Here is a 17,147-nt window from a genome sequence, read left to right on the forward strand (position 1 = left end):
TTGGGCGTGGCCCGTGCTGCGCACGGGCAAAGGGCTATGAAATCAGAAATAGGCTCTAAGCAGGCAGATTACGGCGATTCCAGCACCCATCGTCAGTGGCAGGCTGCGGCTGGTGAGCGCCACCAACAAGGCGGCTGTGCCTGCGATCCATTCCTGCGGCCCCCCCTGCATCAGCAAATAAGTGACCAGCGACAGGATCAGGCAGCCCGGCAAGGCATGCAATCCGCGCGCCCAGGGTCCGTGCTCCGGCAGCCTCCGGCCCAGCAGGTAGCCTGAGAGACGCACCGCAAAGGTGGCTGCCGCCAGGCCAAGGATCATCACCCAGGTCTCAGTCATGGCCCGTCACTCCGGCCAGGGCTGCACCAGCCAGACCGCCCAGGATGAGCGTCCAGGTGGGGTCCAGAGGTGTCAGCAAGCCGGTCAGCAGCACGGTGGCTGCGGCGCCGGTCCAGGGCAGCAGCGACACCCGCCCGTTCCACAGCGCGCGCAGGATGGCGATGAAAGCAGCGGTAAAGGCAAAATCCATGCCGAGCGCGCGCGGCTCCGGCACCGCTGTGGCAAGCGTGGCTCCTGCCACCGTGGCCAGCACCCAGACCGCAACCAACGCCAGACCGCCGCCGGCCAGGTACCAATCGCCGGCAGGCCGGCCGCGGGCGCGGGCTGCGTGCATCAGCGCCCAGTTCTCATCCGATGCCACATGCAGGCCAAGCAGGACCTGCCACCAGGGCCGCCCGGTAAACTCTGTGCGCAGCGACGCAGTGATCAGCAGCAGCCGGAGGTTCAGCGCCAGCCCGGCCAGCACGGCGGCCCCGGCTCCGGCGCCCGCGATCAGCCGCTCAACCGCGATGATCTGCGCCGAGCCGGCAAAAACGATGCTGCCCATCACGCCGGTTTGCAGCGCGCCCATCTGCGCCTGCGCAGCCAGCAGCCCGAAGGCCAGCCCGTAGACGCCGACCCCTGCCGCCAAGGGCAGAATGTCCCGCAGACCGGCGGCCAGTTCCTTTCGGGACGAGGGCGGGGCTAGATCTTGCATGGTCATGGGCGGTCTCCTCTGGAAGCGGCTCATATGTTCGTCTATACCGAACACATGAATTGCATATCGAACGAACAGATCGTTCGTCAAGTCGAACAGAGGGGCGAAATACAGAACATGCCAGCACCGCATCAGATGATCGCCGCCGCTATCCAGCGGGAACGCAGCCGGGCCGGGAAGTCGCTCTCGGCACTTGCGGCCGAGGCAGGCATTGCCAAATCCACCCTGTCGCAGCTGGAAGCGGGCAACGGAAATCCCAGTGTAGAGACGCTTTGGGCGCTGGCCGCCGCCTTGGATGTGCCGCTGAGCCTGCTGTTTGAGACCGAGGCACCGGCGACTAAACTGGTCCGCGCCGCAGAGGGCGAGGTTCTGGAATCGGAGCAGTCGGACTTCACTGCGGTGCTGCTGTCGCGCTGCCCGCCCAACATGCGCCGGGATGTCTACCGGGTGGTGATGCAGCCAGGGGAAATCCGCCGTGCCCAGCCGCATCCGCGCGGCACGGTGGAGCACATGCTGGTCTGCACCGGGCAGATGCGCGTGGGGCCGGCAGGGCAGGAGGAAGTGCTGCAGGCCGGCGACTACTACAGCTACCCGGGCGACCATCCGCACAGCTATGAGGCGCTGCAGGCGGATACGCTGTTCATGATGGTGATGGAAGCGCCGTGATCAGGCTCTAAAAGGAAGGTTTGACCCGGAACTTCAGGGATTCGCCGCTGTCCGGGTGCTTGATCCGCAGCTCTTCGGAATGCAGCATCAGCCGCGGATGCTCCAATGCGCCGCCGCTGGCATAGAGCGGGTCGCCCAGGATCGGATGGCCCAGCGACAGCATATGCACCCGCAGCTGATGCGAGCGCCCGGTCCTAGGCGTCAGCCGCACACGGGTGGCGTCTTCCTCGTATTTCATCACCCGCCAGTCGGTGACGGCCGGTTTGCCGGTCTCATGGCAGACCATCTGCTTGGGCCGGTTCGGCCAGTCGACGATCAGCGGCAGGTCCACGGTGCCGCTGCGCGGTTCCAGCCGGCCGGCAATGCGCGCAACATAGGCCTTTTTGGCGGTGCGCTTTTCGAACTGCATCGACAGATGCCGCTGCGCATGGGGGCTAAGGCCGAACACCATCACGCCAGAGGTGTCGCGGTCCAGCCGATGCACCAGCAGCGCCTCGGGGAACACCGCCTGGATCCGGGTGATCAGGCAGTCGGCCAGATGCGCGCCGCGGCCCGGCACCGACAAAAGGCCGGCAGGCTTGTTCACGGCCAGCAGTTCGGCGTCATGGTGCAGGATCTCCAGCGGGTCCTGCGGCGGGGTGTATTCGCTTGAAACGGCCATGGGCGCCTGCCTAGCGTCCCAGGCGGGCAGGGGCAAGCGGGGCCTGACCCGGCGACAGGCACTTCCCTGCGACGCCCGCCATTTGCTAAATTGACACTGTCCCGGCGATCCGGTAACCGGCGCGCCTCACTGAACACATGGGGACATGGCATGGCACGCAAACGCAAAGGGCGCGATATTTCCGGCTGGCTGGTGGTGGACAAGCCCGCAGGGCTGACCAGCACGGCGGTTGTGAACAAAGTGCGCTGGGCGCTGGATGCCAAGAAGGCCGGCCATGCGGGCACCCTGGACCCGGAGGCAACCGGCGTTCTGGCGGTCGCACTGGGCGAGGCGACCAAGACCGTTCCCTATATCACCGACGCTCTGAAGGCCTATACGTTCACCGTGCGCCTGGGCCAGGCCACCAACACAGATGATGCCGAGGGCGAGGTGATTGCCGAGAGCGATGCGCGCCCCAGCGACGAACAGATCAAGGACGCGCTGCTGCCCTTTCTGGGGGAGATCATGCAGGTGCCGCCCAAGTTTTCGGCGGTCAAGATTGACGGCCAGCGCGCCTACAAGCTCGCCCGTGACGGAGAGGATGTGCAGATCGAGGCCCGCCCGCTGTGGGTCGAGGAGCTGATCCTGCTGGACCGCCCGGACGCAGATCACGTGGTGCTGGAAATGACCTGCGGCAAGGGCGGCTATGTGCGCTCGATCGCGCGCGACCTTGGCGCGGCGCTGGGCTGCCACGGCCATGTGAAGCAGCTGCGCCGCATCTGGTCTGGCCCGTTCGACGCAGAAGAGGGGATCTCGCTGGAGCTGGTGGACGAGCTGGCGAAGTCCACCGAACTGGACCAGTACCTGCGGCCGCTGGAAGAGGGGCTGGCCGACCTGCCTGAGCTGAAATGCACCCCGCAGGGCGCGGTGCGGCTGCGCAACGGCAACCCGGGCATGGTGATGGCCTCGGATATTGAATACGGCGACGAGGCCTGGGCCTCGCTGGAGGGCAAGGCAGTAGCCGTGGGCATCTACAAGTCGGGCGAGCTGCACCCCAGCCGGGTGTTTGTGCAGCCGGAGTGATCCGGCGGCTGCGCCGGGAGCGGGTAAACTAAAAAGGTCAGCATTAGTGATGCAATGTTTCGCGCGCGAAACATTTGGGCAATGCTGCTGACCTATTCTCCTTAGGGTTGATTTGTGTTTCGGTCAGGCGGGCCTGGCATCGTAATTGGTGCCAAGAACCGTTTGGTCCTGCTGAGCGGTCAGAAGGATGCTGGCTGCTGCCCCCTGTTCGGCGCTGATCACATTGCCCTCTGCATCCCGCCACCGGTCTTCATCAGTTGAATAATCGTCGTGGAAGGCGATGCTGATTTCCGTCTGGTCTCCGGGCAGGGTTGCAATCGCAATGCCGTCCATTGCGATCAGGGTGCTGTCCTGATCCGCGTCGTACGCGGCACTCAGCCCGGCGATGGCGTCCTCGAAGCTGAAGCTGGAAAAAGACCCGAAGCCGGCAACGACCGGGAAGTCGATCATCAGCTTATCTTCAGACGGGTCAAAATCGGTGATCTCTGCCGCCGGGGTGCCCGCGTCGTAGACATTGGCAAAGGCGTGGAAGCTGTCGGCGCCCGCGCCGCCGGTGGCGGTGGTGCCCGGCCCGATCCACAATTGGTCATCCCCGGCGCCGCCGTCCAGCACATCGCCGTCATCGCCGACCTGGGTCAGATCGCCAGGATAATGGTTGTAAGAGTCCGGATCATGCACTGTGCCGCTGCCGCTGAACAGCGAGTCATTGCCCTCGCCGCCGGTGATCGTGTCAGCGCCGCCTTCGCCAAAGATCAGGTCATCGCCGGCAGTGCCTGCCAGGTTGTCAGCGCCGCTGGTACCGCGCTGGGCATCAATCGTGTGCGGGCCGCTGTCCGCAGGCGCCTCAAAGGATACCGAATACGGCCCGTCTTCCAGATGCGCGCCATAAAATTCAACATCCAAGGTTTGCCCGTCTTCCAATGAGAGATTGTTCAGGGTCAGGACCGTGGTCATGCCCTGGGTCTCGACTAAGCGCAGGCCAGTGCCATCCTCTGTCTGATACAGTGCCACTTCCTGATGCGTCTCTTCCATACGCAGACTGTCAGCAGCGGGATCAAAGTCCTCTATGACTGTGCCTGCGCTGCCGCCGCCGATCAGGTCAAACCGGTCTGCGCCGTCACCGCCTGTGACAGAATTGCCGGTGCCAAAGCCAAGATAGTCATTGCCGCCCCCGCCATCGAGAGTATCAGCATCGCCGTCATTCCCAACGATGGTTTCGCCCTCGTCCGATCCGGTCAGCAGCTCATCTTCGCCCTCTTGCCCGAAGACCGGACCTGGCGGTTCGGGGATGACGACTGACACCAGCTCCTCGTCATCGTCTCCTGAAAAGACAATTCCGGCTGCAGCAACGCCAAATCCGAGGAGCAGTAGCAGTTCCATTTCGAATACCCTGGATAGAAATAACGCGTTTCAAACACTTGTTAAGTGTATCAGCACCTTCAGGTTTCAGCAATGTTCTCTATTGTGACTAGCCGCATTTGACAGGGCGGACAGCCCTGCTACAGACGGCCGATGATTATCCGGACCCACACCAAAGGCGATGCGCCCTCGATTGCCGTCTATTCGGATTGCGAAACCTACCGCTACAGCCTGACCCGGGTCTGGCAGCCCGAGGGGCGGCGGGTGATGTTCGTGATGCTGAACCCCTCAACCGCTACCGAGGTGCAGAACGACCCCACCATCGAGCGCTGCGAGCGCCGCGCGCGGGCGCTGGGATTCGGCGGTTTCCGGGCCACCAATATCTTTGCCTGCCGGGTGACCGACCCGCGGGAAATGCGGCGGCTGGAGGCGCCGGAGGGGCCGAACAACCTGGCCGCGGTTCTGGACGGGATGGCCTGGGCTGACACTGTGATCTGCGCCTGGGGCACCCATGGCGAGCACCGCGGCCAGGGCGCACGGATAGAGGCGGCGCTGCGGGCCACCGGCATGCCGCTGTTTCACCTGGGGCTCAGCAAGGCAGGTCATCCGAAACACCCCTTGTATATCGCATACAGCCGCCAGCCGGAGCTGTGGCCGGGAGGAACTGCCGGGGTTTGAAAACTGCTGCGCCCGTTAACCGGTGTTCTCTTTTTGTTTTGAAAATGCAATCCTGGCGTGCGATATTGCGGCCGGGTATTAGTGTCTGCTGAGGTGTGAGCGGGATATGTTGTGGCTGGCGAGTATGTTGGGGCTTGTGGCGGTTGGCGGTGCCGTCCTGGTTGAGTCCGAAACGGCGGATGAGGAAGATACCGGGGCGCAGAATGGTGCTGGCGGGCCGGAGGATGACGGTCTTGACGGCGGTTACATAGAACCTGCCGGGGACACTGTGGCCGGCACGGAAGGTGCCGACATCATTGCAGGCAGCAGCGCAGCCGACAGCCTGAGCGGCGGCGGCGGCGACGACCAGATCGGCGGCTATGGCGGCGGTGACTGGCTGGACGGCGGCACGGGCGCCGATGTTCTGCATGGCGGCGCGGGCGCTGACAGCCTCTCCGGCGGTGACGGCCAGGACCTGCTGCATGGCGAGGACGGGGCGGACGCGCTGGATGGCGGCGCAGGGGATGACAGGCTGTATGGCCATTTCGGCAGCGACAGCCTGTTTGGCGGTGCAGGTGCGGATGAAGTGCACGGCGGTCAGGATCAGGACTGGCTGGAAGGCGGCGCCGGACAGGATTCGCTGCATGGCAATGACGGCGATGACAGCATCACCGGCGGCGCAGGCGAAGACGCGCTGTTTGGCGGCTATGGCGATGACGTGGTGTCCGGTGCCGGAGACGGATCGGAGCTGGATTACGTCAATGGCGGCGATGGCGATGACACGCTGATAGCCGGGGCAGGCGATGTCCTGACCGGCGGCAGCGGCGAAGATCAGTTCATGATGGGCAGCTGGACCGGCACCGGGGCCGCGGTTCAGCTGATGGATTATGATGCCGGCGAGGATCAGCTGGTTCTGGTCTGGGATTTTGCGGACGGCGAAGAGCCCGCGGTTGAGGTGCAGGCAAACCCGGAAGCCGAAGGTGAGCAGCTGATTCTGGTCGACGGTGAACCTGCGCTGCGGCTCTCGGGGGCTGACGGGCTGAGTGTTGCGGACCTCGTGCTGATTGACCGGGCTTCAGCCGCACAGACCGGATTGCTGCCGCAGTAACCCGGGCGCGGGCACATATCCTTTGCCTTTGCAGCGGAAACATCTTATACGCCCGCATCTGCTGCAATTCCGCGGCGGATTTCTCCATGGGCCTGTGCTGGACGACATCCCGGCCTGCGCCATCCACTCTAACCTATGAAGGAGACCCCGATGTCGATCACTGCCGAAGAAAAAACACGCCTGATGAAAGAATTCGCAACCAAAGACGGCGACACCGGTTCCCCGGAAGTCCAGGTTGCAATCCTGACCTCGCGCATCAACACCCTGACTGAGCACTTCAAAACCCACAAGAAGGACAACCACGGCCGCCGTGGCCTTCTGAAGATGGTTGCTCAGCGCCGCAAGCTGCTGGACTACACCAAAGGCAAGGATGAGGCCCGCTACCAGGACCTGATCAAGCGCCTGGGTATCCGCCGCTAATCCGCGCTTATCCCGGATTTCTGCGCCCGTTCCGAATGGAGCGGGCGTTTTCTTTTGGCCGCCCCATGCCGGCGGCCTCTCAGCCTGCCGCTGAGCTGCGTTCATCCAGGCAGCATTCGCTTTGCAAATAAGCGATCACGTCCCACAGTCGGCCGTATTGCGGCACGCAACGCAGGATGCGCCCCTCCCGCTGCTGTTTGATCAGCCCGGCCTCCACCAGGCTGGCAACATGGTGAGTCATCGAGGAATGCGGGATATCCAGATCCTCGCGCAGCACCCCGACCGGCAGCCCGTCAAAGCCTGACTTCACCAGCCGCTTGAAAATCCGCAGGCGGTGCGGATGGCCCAGCTCTTTGAGAACTTTGGCAATTTCGTCGACGTCCATAAACGCTCCCATGCTGATGTTACGAGTTTACCGGTAATATATTGACATGCACTGCGATGTTCAATATTTCGAAAAAACCAGTAATTTAGATTCGGAGACTCACCCGATGTCACCTGAAGTCACTGCCGCCCTGCTGGATGCGGGCGGCATGTTCCTCTTCCTCGCCGTGGAACTGACGGCGCTGTTCCTGCTGATCAGCTACGGCGTGGCGGTGCTGCAGGAGTATATCTCGCCGGCCCGCATCCAGGCGGTGCTCAGCTCGCGCAAGGGCCGCGGCTATGTGGTGGCCGCGCTGATGGGGGCGATCACGCCGTTTTGCTCCTGCTCGACGATCCCCTTCCTGAAAGGTCTGCTCAGGGCGCGGGCCGGGTTTGGCCCGATGATGGTGTTCCTGTTTTCGAGCCCGCTGCTGAACCCGGTGATCATCGGGCTGTTCGTTGTGACATTCGGCTGGCAGGTGGCGCTGGTCTACTTTCTGATTGCGATGGTCGTGTCCGTTACCGCAGGGGTCATTCTTGAGGCGCTGGGATTTGAACGCCACGTGGAGCCCTCCGCCTACGATGAACCGGCCGCCAAAAGCTGCGGCAGCTCATGCGGCAAAGCCGTAAAGCAAGAAAACCGCTGGCTGCGGCTTTGGAAATCGGTCTGGAAGGACTTCAAGGGCGTGCTGCCCTATCTGCTGGGCGGCATTGCCATCGGCTCGTTCATTTACGGCTTCATGCCGACCGGGCTGATCACCGAATACGCGGGCAGCGACAACCTGTTTGCCATTCCGGTGGCCGCGGTGATCGGCATCCCGCTTTACATCCGGGCGGAGGCGGTGATCCCTCTGTCGGCGGCGCTGGCGGCCAAGGGCATGTCGCTGGGCGCGGTGATGGCGCTGATCATCGGCAGTGCCGGGGCCAGCCTGACCGAGGTCATCCTGCTGCGCGCCATTTTCCGGATGCCGATGATCCTGGCCTTCCTGGCGGTGATCCTGACGATGGCGGTCGGGGCCGGGCTGATCTATGCGCTGACGCCGCTGGGCGCCTGATCCCTGGACAGGCAAAGAAAAAGGCTGGCCTCGGGGGAGGCCAGCCGTTGTGCGTTTTGAGCCGGTTTATTCGCCGTAGGGCACCCAGATGTTCTTGATCTCGGTGGCCTCCTGCAGGAAGCGCTTGGTTTGGTCCTGTGTCCAGTCCGTCGCTGTGCAGTTGTTGACCCAGGTGCGCTTCAGGTTGCCTGCCGAGGCTGCCTCGATCTGCGCCGACAGGTCAGAGGAGGAGAAACTCCATACCGCGTCCACGTTCAGGTGCGAGGCTAGCGGTTTGGCCAGCTCCGCATGGCTGCCGGTCAGGATGTTGACCACGCCTGCGGGCACGTCCGAGGTTTCCAGCACCTGGTAGAAATCCGTTGCCGCCAGCGGGAAGGGCTCGGAGGCCGCCAGCACCACCCGGTTGCCCATGGCAATCGCCGGCGCCATTGCGGAAACAAGGCCCAGCAGCGGTGCCTCATCGGCGCAGAGCGCGCCGATCACGCCCACCGGCTCCTTCATCGCCAGCGCCACGCCGCGGATCGGAACGCCATGCACCTGGCCGTCGTATTTGTCGGCCCAGGCGGCCGCAGAGAACAAGCGCTGGATCGAGGCTTCGACTTCAGCCGCGCCGCTCTTCTTTCCGGTCATCGCGTCGATGCGGGCGGCGAATTCATCGGCGCGGGCAGAGAGGTTCTCGCTAATGTAGTACAGGATCTGCGCCCGCAGGTGGCCGGTGGCCTTGGACCACTTGGCGGCGCCTGCCGCGGCCTCAACCGCGTTGCGCACATCCTTGCGATTGGCAAGGCCCGCGTGGCCCAAGAGCGTACCGGATCTGCCGTAGATGGCCTGGCTGTAGCCGCTGTCCGGGCGGGCTTGCTTGCCGCCGACATACATCTTGGCAGTGCGGTCCAGCGGGTCTGCCGGGGCACCGTTGCCTTCGAGAGCTTCCACCTTGGCCAGCGGTTTGGACTTGGTTTTGGGGCGGGTATAGGCGGCGAGGCCTTCCCAGCCGCCTTCGCGGCCAAAGCCGCTTTCGCGCACGCCGCCGAAACCGGCCGCCGCGTCAAACATGTTGGTGCCGTTGATCCAGACCACGCCTGCGACCAGCTTCGGCGCCATGTCGAGCGCCAGGTTGACGTTCTCGGTCCAAAGCGTGGCGGCGAGGCCGTAACGGGTGTTATTGGCGAGCTCTACCGCCTCCGCCGGGGTGCGGAAGGTGCAGGAAACCAGCACAGGGCCAAAGATCTCTTCCTGCATCAGCGGATCGGCGGGGGTGAGGCCTTGGATCAGCGTTGGCGGGTAGAAGCAGCCGCCTGCGGGCATCTCGATCTGCGCCTGATGCATTTGGCCCGCTTGGTTGGCGGCGACCATTTCGCTGATGGTGTTCAGCTGCACCGAATCGACCACAGCGCCAACGTCGATGCATTTGTCGAGCGGGTTGCCGATACGCAAGCCGTCCATGCGGGCCTTGAGCTTGGTGTGGAACCGATCGGCAATGCCTTCCTGCACCAAGAGCCGCGAGCCTGCACAGCAAACCTGGCCCTGGTTGAACCAGATTGCATCGACCAGGCCTTCGATTGCCGAGTCGATGTCGGCGTCGTCAAAGACGATGTAGGGCGACTTGCCACCGAGTTCGAGCGTCAGCGCCTTGCCGCTGCCTGCGGTGGCTTCGCGGATCTTGCGGCCGACGGAGGTGGAGCCGGTGAAGGCGATCTTGTCCACATCCGCTGCGGTGATCATTTCGCCCACGGCGCCGTCGCCTGTCACGATGTTCACAACGCCCTTGGGCAGGCCTGCCTGACGGCAGATGTCGGCAAACAGCAGCGCGGTGAGCGAGGTGTATTCCGCGGGCTTCAGAACGACGGTGTTGCCCATGGCGATGGCCGGGGCAATCTTCCAGGCCAGCATCAAGAGCGGGAAGTTCCACGGAATGATCTGGCCGCAGACACCGAGGGGTTCTGCATCCGGCAGCTCGCTTTCCATCAGCTGGGCCATGCCGGCGTGGTAATAGAAATGCCGCTGGGCGAGGGGAATGTCGATGTCACGGCTCTCGCGGATCGGCTTGCCGTTGTCCAGGGTTTCGAGCACGGCAAAGAGGCGGGCGTGCTTCTGCAGCAGCCGGGCGATGGCATAGAGGTATTTGGCGCGGCCTGCGCCGCCGATACCAGCCCAACCGCCTTGGGCCTTGCGAGCGGACTCAACCGCTGCATCTACATCCGCCTGCGCGGCTTGAGTCAGCGTCGCCAGCACTTCGCCGGTGGCGGGGTTCTTGCTGTCGAAACCGTCGCCGGGGGCAGTAAACTCGCCGTTGATAAAATGGCCGAACCGGCTGCCCTGATCAACCAGCCAGGCCAGGGCCTCGGCAGCGCTTTCGGGGGCGGGACCGTATTCCATGGTGTCGAAAATCTCTTTGATGGTCATATGTTCAGCCCTCAGCCCATGGAGTGGCGGTAGCCGGCGGAGTATGCCCCGGTGACATGATGTTCCAGCTGGCGCTCGATATCGCCCAAGAGCGAAGAGGCGCCAAAGCGGAACAGGTCGGGCTGCAGCCAGCGGTCGCCCAGCTCATCCTTCATCAGCGCAAGGTACACCAGTGCGTCCTTGGCCTTGGAAATGCCGCCCGCAGGCTTGTAGCCGACGCGGTAGCCGGTGCGGTCGTAATAGTCGCGGATCGCCCGGATCATCACCAGCGAGACGGGCAGCGTGGCGTTGACGCTTTCCTTGCCTGTGGAGGTCTTGATGAAATCGGCACCGGCCATCATGCAAACCAGCGAAGCCCGTGCCACATTGCGCAAAGATCCCAGCTCGCCGGTGGCCAGGATCGCCTTCACATGGGCGTCGCCGCAGGCCTGGCGGAAGGCCTTCATCTCGTCATAAAGCGCCTGCCAATTGCCGGTCAGCACATGGCGGCGGGAGATTACGATGTCGATCTCTTCGGCGCCGGCCTTGACGCTTTCCTCGATCTCCGCCACCCGCAGGTGGAACGGCGACAGGCCGGCCGGGAAACCGGTGGAGACCGCGGCCACGGGAATGCCGGTGCCCTTCAGCGCTGTCACAGCCGTTTCGATCATGTCGTGATAGACACAGACCGCGCCGGTGGTGAGGCCCTCCATGCCCAGCTCACGCAGCAGCGCGCCATTCACCGGCTGGCGCGCCTTGGCACACAGGCGGCGGACCCGGCCTTCGGTGTCGTCGCCGGACAGGGTGGTGAGGTCAATCAGGCTGACCGCTTTCAGCAGCCAGGCGGCCTGGTGGTCCTTCTTGACGCTGCGGCGTCCCGGCAAGGTGGCGCAGCGGCGTTCGATGGCCGATGTATTGGCCTGCACGGCAGCGACCCAGTCCAGGTCCAGCTCCATGCCGGGATTGCGCGGCTCGGCCAGCTGCGGCAGCTGCGCGCTTCGTTCAGCGGTATGGCTATCCATTGGAAATCCTCGGAAGAGTTCCGTGCGAAAATCGCACGGGTGCGGCATCTTGGCAAGCAAGCGCCGGGGCGTGCAGGCAGGTTTTTTGACTGAATGGACAAAAAATAGCCGTGAAGACCGGACCGGGCCTCCTGTGCAGCTCCTGAATCCGGCGGCGCGGTGTGAAAATCGTGTTTTCCGCGTCTTTGAGCCCAGGGCTGCGCATTCCGGTGGCAAAATCGCCTCCACATGCTAAATTTAGCGGTATGAACAGTGCAGACCCCCATATCAGCGAAAAACCACAAGCAGACGGTCTTTCAGGCAACCGGCCTGTGATCCGCCAGCTGGATGACAGCGCCATCAACCGGATTGCCGCGGGCGAGGTGGTGGAACGGCCTGCCTCGGCGGTCAAGGAATTGGTGGAAAACGCCATTGATGCCGGGGCCGCACGGATCACGGTAGAGATTGCCGATGGCGGCAAGACGCTGATCCGGGTGACCGATGATGGCTGCGGCATGACCCCGGAGGACCTGCCGCTGGCGCTGAGCCGCCATGCGACCTCCAAGATCGACGGCTCGGACCTGCTGAACATCCACACTTTCGGCTTCCGCGGCGAAGCGCTGCCGTCTTTGGGGGCGGTGGGGCGGCTGACGATCACCAGCCGTGCTGCAGGGCATGAGGCGGCGCAGATCCGGGTCTCCGGCGGAAAGCTGGAGCCGGTGAAACCGGCCGCCCTGCGCGCAGGCACCATCGTTGAGCTGCGGGATCTTTTCTTTGCGACGCCTGCACGGCTCAAATTCATGCGCACCGACCGGGCCGAGGCGCAGGCAATTGGCGATACCGTGAAACGGCTGGCGATGGCAGAGCCTTCGGTGGGCTTCACCCTGCGCGATGTCTCCGGTGGCGGCGAGGGGCGGGTGACCTTCCGCGCCGACCCTTTGTCTGGCGACCTGTTTGATGCGCTGCACGGGCGGCTGGCCTCGGTGCTGGGGCGCGAGTTTGCTGAAAATGCGCTGAAGATCGACGCCACCCGCGAAGGCATCCGGCTTTATGGTTATGCGGCACTGCCAACCTATTCCCGCGGCGCGGCGGTGGCGCAGTTCCTGTTTGTGAACACGCGGCCGGTGAAGGACAAGATGCTGACCGGCGCGCTGCGCGCGGCCTATTTCGACTTCCTCAGCCGCGACCGGCATCCGGCGGCGGCGCTGTTCATTGATTGCGATCCGCAGCTGGTCGATGTGAACGTGCATCCGGCCAAATCCGAGGTGCGGTTCCGCGACCCTGGCCTGGCACGCGGGCTGATTGTGTCGTCTCTGCGCCACGCGCTGGCAGAGGCAGGCCACCGCGCCTCAACCACCGTGGGTGGCGCTGCACTGGGGGCAATGAAGCCTGAACAGCCCACTGCAACAGGGGCGCCGCGGATCTATCAGATGGACCGGCCGTCTTATGGCGCACGGCACGCCTCTTATGCGGCGCAATCCCCCGGTCTGCCGCACACGACGCCTGCGGATGCGCCGCCACCAGCAGGGTTTGCTGAGCTGGCAGGCGCCTACAGCGGCCGGGTGACGGAGGCCCCGGAGGCGCCAATGGCCCCGGGCCTGGCGGATGCGCCCGAGGGCACCGTGCCCGGGGCCGAGGCCCTGCCGCTGGGTGCGGCACGCGGCCAGGTGCATGAAAACTACATCATCGCCCAGACCGCCGACGGCATGGTGATTGTCGACCAGCATGCGGCTCATGAGCGGCTGGTCTATGAAAAACTGAAACGCCAGATGGCGGAAAACGGCGTTGCGGCGCAAGCGCTCCTGATCCCTGAAATCGTGGAACTCAGCGACAACGACTGCGCCTGCCTTTTGGGCGTGGCAGAGGAACTGGCCAAATTCGGTCTCGGGATCGAGGCCTTTGGCGGCAATGCCGTTGCGGTGCGCGAAACCCCGGCAATCCTGGGCGAGGTCAACGCCGAGGCGATGCTCAAGGACATCCTGGATGAGCTGTCGGATCAGGGTGAAAGCCAGCTGGTGCAAGCCAGGATCGAAGCGATCCTCAGCCGAGTGGCCTGCCATGGTTCGATCCGCTCCGGCCGCCGGATGCGGGGCGAAGAGATGAATGCGCTCTTGCGGGAGATGGAGGCCACCCCCCATTCCGGTCAGTGCAACCATGGCCGCCCGACATATGTCGAGCTGAAACTGGCAGATATCGAGCGCCTGTTCGGGCGCAGCTGAAACAGAACCCCCGCCAAAAGGGAGGGCGAGCAGTGACATTGGAACAGGCTTTGACGCCGGAGCAAGCCCATTGGGCTATTTACGGGCTGGCAGCTTTGACGGCGCTCCTGGCGGTCGCCGGGTTGCGGCTGCGCGGGCACAGCCGGCGTCTGGAGCAGGCCAATGCCGACCTGCGCAGCCATAATGCTGGATTGAAGGCAGAGGTTGCGCGGCTGCCGGAACTGGCGGATGAACTGACAACATTGCGCCGGGTGCAGGAGAACGAGCGCACGGCCCGCTATCAGGCCGAGGCGCAGGTGCAGGCCCTGAAGGCGGAGCACGCGGCGCGGCTGGAAGAGCTGAGCCACATGAACCAGCAGATGGAGCATAAGTTTGCATCGCTGGCCAATGGCGTGCTGAAACAGAATTCCGAAAGCTTCCTGAGCCTGGTCAGCGAGCGTTTCCAGGCGCACAGCAAATCGGCCGACGAGGATCTGGCCAAGCGCCACGCGGCGATTGAAGGCCTGGTGAAGCCGCTGGACCAGAAGCTTGGCCAGTTCGGCGAGCGGATCAAGGAAATCGAACAAGCCAGGAACGAGGCCTATGGCGCCATCAAGGCGCAGGTGAAGCATCTGGCCGAGGGCCAGGCGGCGCTGGGCGGCGAGACCCGCAAGCTGGTGCAGGCTTTGCGGGCGCCAAAAACCCGCGGCCGCTGGGGCGAGATGCAGCTGCGTCAGGTGTTCGAGATGGCCGGCATGGCCGAACATGTGGATTATGAGCTGGAAAAATCGGTTGCCACGGATGAGGGCCAGCGCCGTCCCGATGCAGTGGTGCGCATTCCCGGCGGCAAGAGCATCGTGGTGGATGCGAAGACGCCGCTGGAAGCGTACCTGGATGCATTGGAGGCGGAGACACCGGACCAGCAGCAGGCCGCTCTGCTGCGCCACGCAGGCCATGTGAAAACCCATGTGAAGCAGTTGGCCTCCAAGGCCTATCAAAGCGCCTTGGGCGAGACCCCGGATTTCGTGGTGATGTTCATCCCCGGCGAAACCTTTGTCTCCGCAGCTGCTGAGGCGGACCCCGGGCTGATCGAATATGCTTTCGAAAACCGGGTGCTGATCGCCACTCCGACCACCCTGATGGCGCTGGTCAAATCCATCGCCTATGGCTGGCAGCAGGAGAAGATGGCGGAGAATGCGCTGGAGGTGCAGAAGACTGCCAAGGAGCTCTACGACCGGCTCTCGACCTTCTCCAAGAACCTGGCTTCGGTGGGCAAGTCGCTGTCCTCGTCGGTGAACAATTACAACAAGGCGGTGGGCTCGCTGGAGGCGCGGGTATTGCCCTCGGCCCGCAAGTTCGAAGCGATGGGCGTGGTGGCGCAAGGCGCCGAGCTGGAGGATCCGGGCCAGGTTGAGACGGAACCGCGGCAGATGGCCCTCTTGGCGGAGGACTAGATGCGGCTGCCGCTGGTTCTGCAAGCTAGCCCTCCGGGTGAGGCCGCGCTGCTGCGTGCAGCCGAGGTTGAGGCCGAGCGCATTGTGGCGCTGCTCAGGATTGCCGTATCGGCCGGGCTGCTGGCGGCGCTGGTACTGGCCGTTGATGCAGTGCAGACGGTGGATCAGGACTACCTGTGGCATCAGGTCGGCCTCGCGGCGGCGATGCTGCTGGCCTATATGGCGGTGGGTATCCTGAGCTTTGCGGCAATTCGCAAAGGTGTGTTCCGGCGCTGGATGATCTGGGCGGCGGTGACCGCGGACTGTGTCTTCCTGTTTCTAAACTCCTGGCTGTCGCTAGTGAATTCCAGCCTTTCGGGCGATGTTGTTTTTGCCATGCCCTCGGCCTGGATGGCGCCGCTGGTGCTGGCCTTTGGGGTGCTGCGGTTCAATCCGCTGCTCTTGGCCTATCAGGTGTTGCTGGTCGCAGCCGGCTTTATCTGGCTGGTGTTCTGGGAGCCTGCAACCCTGTCTGCTGAGGCGGTCCAGCGGGTGCATCTCGCCATGGCAACGCCGCCGAACCTGATGCGGGTGCTGATGATTTCGCTGGCCGGGCTGGTGCTGCTGGTGGCGGCGCTGCGGATGCGGGGGCTGCTGCACCACTCGCTGGAAGAGGCGCGGCAGAAGGCCAATCTGACCCGCTACCTGCCGGCCCAGATGGCGGGCCGCCTGGCGGGCGGCGGGCTGGCCGCGCTGCAGGAGGGGCGGCAGCAGAAGATGGCGGTGCTGTTCATTGACATCCGCGGTTTTACCAGTTGGTGCGAGGGGCGCGCGCCGCAGGAGGTGAGCCGCTTGATCACCGAGTTCCGGACCCGTGTTGAGACGGTGGCGGCCCGGACTGGCGGACTGATCGACAAATACATCGGCGATGCGGCGATGATCCTGTTTGAAGGCCGAAACGGCGCGGCGCTGGCGCTGGATTGCGCCGAGGGGTTGCTGGTGGAAATGGAAGATTGGCGGCGCGCCCGGGAGCAGGCAGGGGAAGATGGTCTGGGGGCTGGCATCGGTATCCATTGGGGCGAGGTGTTCTCGGGCGTGACCGGCACGCCGGAGCGGCTGGAGTATTCGGTGTTCGGCGACACGGTGAACACAGCCGCGCGCCTGGAGCAGCTGACCAAGGCGCAGGGCACGGCGCTGATCGCCTCTGCCGCAGTGCTGGAAGCGGCGGGCGCAGAGCCCGCGCGCGACGGCTGGTCTGCGCTGCCGCCGGAGCTCTTGCGCGGGCGCCGCAGCGGGCTTGCCCTCTTTGAAAAGGCGCAGGGCTGAGCCGCCTCCCGTTTGCCCCAGATCAAAGACTTAGGCGTTTGGCCTGCGCTTTGATATGCTGAGGCAGCGAACAGAAGGAATGGAGCAATGCTGGAGATCTCGGCCCGCAAAGTGGCACAGGTGGCAATGATGGCCCGCGAGCTGGGCCGGGCCGAAGGAGAACTGCGCGCTTTCATCGACCGGATGGGCGAGGATCAGCAGGCTGAACTGGTGGGCATCATGTGGGTCGGGCGCGGCAGTTTCGAGCCGGAGGAGCTCGGCGAGGCGATCTATACCGCCCGCCAGGAGGCGACCACGCCGACCTCCGACTACCTGATCGGCACCCCGCATCTGGCGGACAACCTGGAGGCCGGGCTGGAGGCGCTGGGCATCGATGTGCATGACGTCGAGGATGATGTGATCGGGCGCTGAGGCTGTTCGACC

17 protein-coding genes are annotated in these 17,147 nt (G+C 64.2%); 10 read left to right on the top strand and 7 right to left on the bottom strand.

The features are described from left to right. Positions 1–42: 42 nt before the first annotated feature. Complete coding sequence (locus tag ACXAEH_RS15820; RefSeq protein WP_475034105.1) at positions 43–336, bottom strand: AzlD family protein; 294 nt, start codon at positions 334–336, stop codon at positions 43–45. Further along, positions 329–1,039, bottom strand: a complete 711-nt coding sequence (locus ACXAEH_RS15825; protein ID WP_475034107.1) for an AzlC family ABC transporter permease — start codon at positions 1,037–1,039, stop codon at positions 329–331. The genes ACXAEH_RS15820 and ACXAEH_RS15825 overlap by 8 nt, the downstream gene beginning before the upstream one ends. 111 nt (positions 1,040–1,150) lie before the next feature. Between ACXAEH_RS15825 and ACXAEH_RS15830 the strand changes: the two genes are divergently transcribed. Then, positions 1,151–1,699: a helix-turn-helix domain-containing protein gene (locus ACXAEH_RS15830; protein ID WP_475034109.1), complete on the top strand. Its 549-nt coding sequence runs from the start codon at positions 1,151–1,153 to the stop codon at positions 1,697–1,699. Between the two features lie 7 nt (positions 1,700–1,706). On the opposite strand, the gene ACXAEH_RS15835 is transcribed toward ACXAEH_RS15830, so the two are convergent. Then, positions 1,707–2,360, bottom strand: a complete 654-nt coding sequence (locus ACXAEH_RS15835; RefSeq protein WP_475034110.1) for an RluA family pseudouridine synthase — start codon at positions 2,358–2,360, stop codon at positions 1,707–1,709. Positions 2,361–2,510: 150 nt separating this feature from the next. Here ACXAEH_RS15835 and truB point away from each other — a divergent pair, with 150 nt between their 5' ends. Next, the gene (truB, locus tag ACXAEH_RS15840) at positions 2,511–3,422 is read left to right on the top strand and encodes a tRNA pseudouridine(55) synthase TruB (RefSeq protein ID WP_475034111.1); all 912 of its coding nucleotides are present in this window, start codon (positions 2,511–2,513) and stop codon (positions 3,420–3,422) included. 123 nt (positions 3,423–3,545) lie between these two features. Here the strand turns inward: truB and ACXAEH_RS15845 are convergent, their stop codons facing one another. Beyond that, entirely contained in the window at positions 3,546–4,802 is a 1,257-nt protein-coding gene (locus tag ACXAEH_RS15845; RefSeq protein ID WP_475034113.1) for a calcium-binding protein, read from the bottom strand. A 132-nt stretch (positions 4,803–4,934) separates the two neighbouring features. Here ACXAEH_RS15845 and ACXAEH_RS15850 point away from each other — a divergent pair, with 132 nt between their 5' ends. From ACXAEH_RS15850 to rpsO, 3 genes are all read left to right on the top strand, one after another. After that, the gene (locus ACXAEH_RS15850; RefSeq protein WP_475034115.1) at positions 4,935–5,459 is read left to right on the top strand and encodes a DUF1643 domain-containing protein; all 525 of its coding nucleotides are present in this window, start codon (positions 4,935–4,937) and stop codon (positions 5,457–5,459) included. A gap of 124 nt (positions 5,460–5,583) precedes the next feature. Beyond that, on the top strand, positions 5,584–6,546 hold the full coding sequence (locus tag ACXAEH_RS15855; RefSeq protein ID WP_475034117.1) for a calcium-binding protein: 963 nt from the start codon (positions 5,584–5,586) through the stop codon (positions 6,544–6,546). Between the two features lie 150 nt (positions 6,547–6,696). Further along, positions 6,697–6,966, top strand: coding sequence for a 30S ribosomal protein S15 (gene rpsO, locus ACXAEH_RS15860; protein ID WP_024088374.1), 270 nt, complete (start codon positions 6,697–6,699; stop codon positions 6,964–6,966). Positions 6,967–7,045: 79 nt separating this feature from the next. Here rpsO and ACXAEH_RS15865 read toward each other — a convergent pair whose 3' ends face one another. Further along, positions 7,046–7,351 carry an ArsR/SmtB family transcription factor gene (locus tag ACXAEH_RS15865; protein ID WP_039125703.1) on the bottom strand — a complete coding sequence of 102 codons (306 nt, stop codon included), beginning with the start codon at positions 7,349–7,351 and terminating at the stop codon, positions 7,046–7,048. 106 nt (positions 7,352–7,457) lie between these two features. Here ACXAEH_RS15865 and ACXAEH_RS15870 point away from each other — a divergent pair, with 106 nt between their 5' ends. Then, positions 7,458–8,384, top strand: coding sequence for a permease (locus tag ACXAEH_RS15870; protein ID WP_475034119.1), 927 nt, complete (start codon positions 7,458–7,460; stop codon positions 8,382–8,384). A gap of 66 nt (positions 8,385–8,450) precedes the next feature. Here the strand turns inward: ACXAEH_RS15870 and ACXAEH_RS15875 are convergent, their stop codons facing one another. Together ACXAEH_RS15875 and deoC are read right to left on the bottom strand one after the other, a co-directional pair. Further along, entirely contained in the window at positions 8,451–10,787 is a 2,337-nt protein-coding gene (locus ACXAEH_RS15875) for an aldehyde dehydrogenase family protein (RefSeq protein ID WP_475034120.1), read from the bottom strand. A gap of 11 nt (positions 10,788–10,798) precedes the next feature. Continuing rightward, positions 10,799–11,788 carry a deoxyribose-phosphate aldolase gene (deoC, locus tag ACXAEH_RS15880; RefSeq protein ID WP_475034122.1) on the bottom strand — a complete coding sequence of 330 codons (990 nt, stop codon included), beginning with the start codon at positions 11,786–11,788 and terminating at the stop codon, positions 10,799–10,801. 245 nt (positions 11,789–12,033) lie between these two features. Between deoC and mutL the strand changes: the two genes are divergently transcribed. The 4 genes from mutL (at position 12,034) to ACXAEH_RS15900 (ending at position 17,135) form a co-directional block, all read left to right on the top strand. Next, complete coding sequence (gene mutL / locus ACXAEH_RS15885; protein WP_475034124.1) at positions 12,034–13,986, top strand: DNA mismatch repair endonuclease MutL; 1,953 nt, start codon at positions 12,034–12,036, stop codon at positions 13,984–13,986. A gap of 32 nt (positions 13,987–14,018) precedes the next feature. Then, complete coding sequence (locus ACXAEH_RS15890) at positions 14,019–15,419, top strand: DNA recombination protein RmuC (RefSeq protein WP_475034126.1); 1,401 nt, start codon at positions 14,019–14,021, stop codon at positions 15,417–15,419. Further along, positions 15,420–16,724 (top strand): adenylate/guanylate cyclase domain-containing protein, encoded by a 1,305-nt coding sequence (locus tag ACXAEH_RS15895; protein ID WP_475034128.1) that lies wholly within the window; start codon positions 15,420–15,422, stop codon positions 16,722–16,724. An 87-nt stretch (positions 16,725–16,811) separates the two neighbouring features. Then, positions 16,812–17,135, top strand: coding sequence for a DUF3775 domain-containing protein (locus tag ACXAEH_RS15900; protein WP_475034129.1), 324 nt, complete (start codon positions 16,812–16,814; stop codon positions 17,133–17,135). The last annotated feature ends 12 nt before the right edge of the window (positions 17,136–17,147 follow it).

This window comes from Leisingera sp. ABM4_060 (assembly GCF_056158765.1).